This is a genomic window from Hyalangium sp. (assembly GCF_035629615.1).
Classification (GTDB): domain Bacteria; phylum Myxococcota; class Myxococcia; order Myxococcales; family Myxococcaceae; genus Hyalangium.
In genome coordinates this window covers 1-4,446 of the sequence record NZ_DASPHO010000606.1, presented here as the reverse complement: position 1 = coordinate 4,446, position 4,446 = coordinate 1, and the positions used below count along the sequence as shown (strand labels likewise).

The window sequence follows — 4,446 nt, the reverse complement described above, 5'->3', positions numbered from 1 at the left end:
GAGTCCATGCCCGATGCGGTGTTCATTGAGGACGTGGCGGTGGTGCTGGACGAGGTGGCGGTCCTGACCCGGCCGGGGGCTGAATCGCGACGCGCGGAGGTCCTCTCTGTGGCGGAGGTGCTGGCGCGCCATCGCCCTCTGCGCACGCTCGAGGCTCCGGGCACGCTGGATGGCGGCGACGTGCTGCGCGTGGGCCGCACGCTGTATGTCGGCCAGTCGGAGCGCACCAATGCTGCGGGCACCGTGCAACTGCGCGGCCATGTCGCCGGCTTCGGATATGAGGTGCGGCCTGTGCCGATCCGCGGCTGCCTGCACCTGAAGTCCGCTGTCACCCAGGTGGCGGACGACACGTTGCTGGTGCAGCCAGCCTGGGTCGATCCGGTCGCGTTCGCGGGCTTTCGCGTGATTGAAGTCGATCCGGGCGAGGAACATGCCGCCAATGCGCTGTGGGTCGGGGGAGGAGTGGTGTACCCCGCTTGCTTCCCGCGCACGCAGCAGCGGCTCGAGGACGCGGGGATCGCTGTCACCCCGGTCGATGTGTCGGAGCTGCAGAAGGCCGAAGGTGCTGTCACCTGCTGCAGCCTGGTGTTGCGCGAGTTGCCGTAACGGTCCTGGAAGCGCGCAACCCTCCGGCGGCACGCTCTGGCCGAACCTGTCTGCTTGTCTGACAGGTTCGCCGCGACCTCGGCGGCGGCCAGCCCCTGCGTCCCCGGATCTTCGTAGACGATTCCCATGTGGCTGACATGGATGTCACAGCTTCCGTGCCAGCTCACCCGGCTTCTCGCGCCACGCCTGCTTGGAACACGGATTGCTGATGTGCCTCCGCGTCGACACAGGAGGCGGTTCCGAGTGGCAAAGCTGGCAAGGCGAGGAGCAGGAGCGCTGGGATTGAGCCTATGGGTGGCCGTCCTGGCGGGATGTGGCGAGCCTCGGGGCACGGGAAAGCTCGGGGAACTGTACATCCAGCCTCTGGGAGCGGTGGCCGCGGGGCTGTATACGACTGTTCATATCGACGACCAGCGGACGTGGCCGGAGCACTCGGATTCCGTGGACGCTGACCGTGTCGAGCGGTGGGACTTCGAAGGCACAACCCTCGAGATCCAGGCGCCTGCAGGGTTCGACTTCGAGACGACCCTCAAGGAAGCTCCAGCCAGCGACATGACGGGAGGCTACCGGCTGCGCACACGCTGTGATGCGGAGCCCGGGAGCGCGCATGAGGTCGGGGTGCGGGTGATGGCCGAGGGCGAGGTCCGTTACGAGGATGCCTTCGAGCTCACCTGCTACGAGCCGACCCGGCTTGAGCTGCTGGAGCTAGTGCACCCGTACACCGTGCCCGACCAGCCTGGGGTGGGCCGCTACTTCGTCGGCGGGGCCATCGAGGCGGATATCGCCCTCTTTGCCGACACTCCGCGAGGCGAGCTGCGGGTCGGCGGCGAGGGGCTCGAGCTCACCGAGAGCCACGGCATTCTGCGGATGGGAGAGCCCCAGCACCAGCCCCTGCGGGTGACAGGCCTGATCCTCGAGATCGCCGCTGCCGGTGTAGGGCCGGAGCTCTCCTACCGCGGCGCCTCACTGCGCCTGCCCATGGAGGCGGTGCACGAGGAAGGGTGGCGGCTCGAGCTGGGCACCTGGCAGGGCCCGCCGGGCGGGGACTACGCCTCGCGGACTCTCGACGCGATCGCACGCAGCTCGGACGGATCAGAGCTGCGGGGGCTGCAGCGCTGTGCCTGGACGACCGAGGTGATCGGCATCGATACACAGGACAGCGGTTGCCGCCTTCATCTCTGGGGGCCACCCGCAGTCTCGGACGTGTGCGTCACGGTCTATGGACGCACCACCTGCGGCCCCTGAGAGGGCTACTCGCTATCGCGCACGCCGATGGCGAGCTGCGCCAGCCCCGCCTGCTTGGCCAGCTCCATCACCTGGACGACGGTGCCGTGCGACACGCCCTCGTCCGCCTGGACGATGACGAGCGTCTCCGGGTTCTCCGCCTTGGCCTTGTCGAAAGCCACCCTCAGCTCGTCCGCGTTGACGATGTTGCCGCTCAGCACGTACTGCCCGTCGGCCAGCACGGCCACGGACAGATCCGTGGAGCGCGCCGTGACGTCCGCGGCGCCGCCCTTGGGCAGGTTCACCTTGAGGCCCGCCTTGGCGCCGCCGCCCGGTCCCTGCTGGACGATCACCGTGCTCGTCACCATGAAGATGATGAGCAGCACCAGGAAGATGTCCGTGAGCGGGGTGATGTTGATCTCGGCGAAGACGCCCTCGTCGCCCTCGTCGTCGCCACTCCCCGGTATCTTTCCCATGGCCATCGGTGGAATCTCGGCTCAGGCGTGAGAGGCGTCGCTGCGGGCGGCGGGCTCGGGGGTGGGCGCGGCGGGCGCGGGCGGGGAGGGGCGCTCCTTGAGCAGCTCCACGAACTCGTCGCCCAGCAGCCGCAGCTCTACCAGCACCCGCGAGAGGCGCGCCTGGAAGTAGTTGTAGAAGACCATCGCCTGCACCGCCACGAGGATGCCCACGGCCGTGGCCACCAGCGCCTCGGAGATGCCCGTCATCACCGTCGCGGTGCCGCCCGTGCCGCCGGCCTCCACGTCCAGGCCCAGATCCTTGAAGGAGCGCATGATGCCCGCCACGGTGCCGAACAGGCCCACGAAGGGCGTGATGGAGCCGATGGTGGCCAGGATCCACAGGTTGCGCCGCAGCTTGAGGCCCACCTGGGCGCGCTCGCGCTCCACCGCGGACTCCACGCCACCCCCGCTGAGCCTCACCCGCTCCATCCGGTCGAAGCCGGCCAGGAAGATGTCCGCCACCACGGCGTCCGAGCGCTCGGACGCCGTGCGGGCGGCGGCCACATCCCCGCGCAGCAGGTGCTTGTGGACCGTCTCTCCCAGGTTTCTCGAGCGCTCGCTCACCCCCCACAGGGCGATGAGGCGCTCGATGGCCACCCCCAGCGCCACGACCGAGGCGATCAGGAGGAGGGCGAGGGTGACTCCGCCCAGGCGCAGATAGTGGAGAAGTTCGTTCAGGCTCATGGAATGGTGGCCAGGATGCGCGGCGAGGACCGAGACTTAAGCCATGAACCGCTTGGCCGCAGCAATCTTCCTGGCAGTCGTCTGTTCAGGGTGTCCCCACCGCATCGAATTCGGCCCCGAGGGCCCCATCGAGGACCCGGAGAAGCTCTTCCAGCTGGTGAGCCAGGCCCAGGCCAACCTCGTGACGATCCAGGGGGACGCCAAGCTCCACGTGAGCTCCCCCCAGGGCAGCGGCACCCTCTCCATGTTCGTGGGCATCTCCCGCCCGGGCCTGCTCCACATGGAGACCTTCGACTTCTTCAACCGCCCGGTGGCGGCGCTGGTGTCGGACGGCCAACGCTTCGGGCTCTACCAGACGGAGGGCAACGTCTTCTACCAAGGACCCGCAAGCCCGGAGAACGTGTCGCGCTTCCTGCCGGTGGTGCTGCCGAGCGAGGAGCTGGTGGCCGTGATGCTCGGGCAGGTGCCGTTCATCCCCCCCGAGCGCAAGACGCTGGAGCTGGATCGCAAGGAGGGCGTCTACGTCCTCAAGCTCTTGCGGGGTCCGGTGACGCAGACGCTCCAGGTTCACCCCAAGTACTACCGCGTGGTACGCAGCGAGGTCCGAGGCGTCCCCGGGTATGATCTGGCCTTCGACAAGTTCGAGGTGCAGGACTCGGTGGTCTTCCCCAAGGAGGTGAAGCTCATCGCTCAGGTAGCGGAGACGGAGCTGCGGCTGCGCTACAGCGATGTCACACTCAACGCCCCCCCGGATCTGACCCTCTTCGAGCTGGCTCCTCCCGAGGGCGCCCGCGTGGTAGAGGTGGACGCCCGGGGTCGGGAGGTGAGCCCCGTGCCTGCCTCCCCGTCCCCTGGGCCACCCGGCTCGTGAAAAGCCGTGGCCGGAAATGCGCCCCAAACGGCGAACTCTGTCTAAAATGGCCCCCTTACGGGGACTGTCGGGTTTCCCCCCGGACGTGACATGGCACAGATCAAGCTTGGTGAACTGCTGATCAAGGCGAACGTGCTCCAGGAGAGCCAGCTCAAGGCGGCTCTGGCGGAGCAGGCAAAGTGGGGTGGCAAGCTGGGAGAGATCCTGGTCCGAATGAGCCTGGTGTCCGAGGACATCCTGGTCCGGGCCTTGTCCAAGCAGCTCAACATCCCCGCGGTGAACCTGGACGCGGTGCAGATGATCCCCCCGCACGTGCGCGCCAAGATCCCCGCGCAGACGGCCCGGGACTTCGCGGTGCTGCCGCTGCAGCTGCGCGATGAGGGCAAGACGCTGGTGGTGGCAGTGGCGGACCCGCTCAACGTGCGCCACCTGGACGAGCTGCGCGCCATCTCCAAGTGCCGCATCATCCCCAACGTGGCGGGGCGCACCTCCATCGCCCGCGCCTACACCCGGCTGTACGAGGAGAACGCGGAGCTGGGGGAG

The 4,446-nt window shown here is 68.2% G+C and carries 5 protein-coding genes and 1 pseudogene; 4 read left to right on the top strand and 2 right to left on the bottom strand.

The features are described from left to right. Both VD972_RS30685 and VD972_RS30680 read left to right on the top strand, forming a co-directional pair. Positions 1-606 (top strand): N(G),N(G)-dimethylarginine dimethylaminohydrolase (locus VD972_RS30685; RefSeq protein ID WP_324992329.1); only part of this gene is annotated, 606 nt, incomplete at its 5' end. A gap of 282 nt (positions 607-888) precedes the next feature. Next, positions 889-1,851, top strand: coding sequence for a hypothetical protein (locus VD972_RS30680; protein ID WP_324992328.1), 963 nt, complete (start codon positions 889-891; stop codon positions 1,849-1,851). A 5-nt stretch (positions 1,852-1,856) separates the two neighbouring features. Here VD972_RS30680 and VD972_RS30675 read toward each other — a convergent pair whose 3' ends face one another. Both VD972_RS30675 and VD972_RS30670 read right to left on the bottom strand, forming a co-directional pair. Next, the gene (locus VD972_RS30675) at positions 1,857-2,312 is read right to left on the bottom strand and encodes a biopolymer transporter ExbD (protein ID WP_324992327.1); all 456 of its coding nucleotides are present in this window, start codon (positions 2,310-2,312) and stop codon (positions 1,857-1,859) included. A 15-nt stretch (positions 2,313-2,327) separates the two neighbouring features. Continuing rightward, the gene (locus tag VD972_RS30670) at positions 2,328-3,032 is read right to left on the bottom strand and encodes a MotA/TolQ/ExbB proton channel family protein (protein ID WP_324992326.1); all 705 of its coding nucleotides are present in this window, start codon (positions 3,030-3,032) and stop codon (positions 2,328-2,330) included. 43 nt (positions 3,033-3,075) lie between these two features. Here VD972_RS30670 and VD972_RS30665 point away from each other — a divergent pair, with 43 nt between their 5' ends. Together VD972_RS30665 and VD972_RS30660 are read left to right on the top strand one after the other, a co-directional pair. Then, positions 3,076-3,903, top strand: coding sequence for a DUF4292 domain-containing protein (locus VD972_RS30665; RefSeq protein WP_324992325.1), 828 nt, complete (start codon positions 3,076-3,078; stop codon positions 3,901-3,903). A gap of 90 nt (positions 3,904-3,993) precedes the next feature. Further along, positions 3,994-4,446, top strand: a pseudogene (locus VD972_RS30660) (hypothetical protein); the annotation flags it as partial.

Excerpts from the sequence above, each read along its gene's own strand:
- VD972_RS30675 (WP_324992327.1), bottom strand. The coding sequence starts at position 2,312 with ATGGCCATGGGAAAGATACCGGGGAGTGGCGACGACGAGGGCGACGAG.
- VD972_RS30670 (WP_324992326.1), bottom strand. The coding sequence starts at position 3,032 with ATGAGCCTGAACGAACTTCTCCACTATCTGCGCCTGGGCGGAGTCACC.
- VD972_RS30665 (WP_324992325.1), top strand. The coding sequence starts at position 3,076 with ATGAACCGCTTGGCCGCAGCAATCTTCCTGGCAGTCGTCTGTTCAGGG.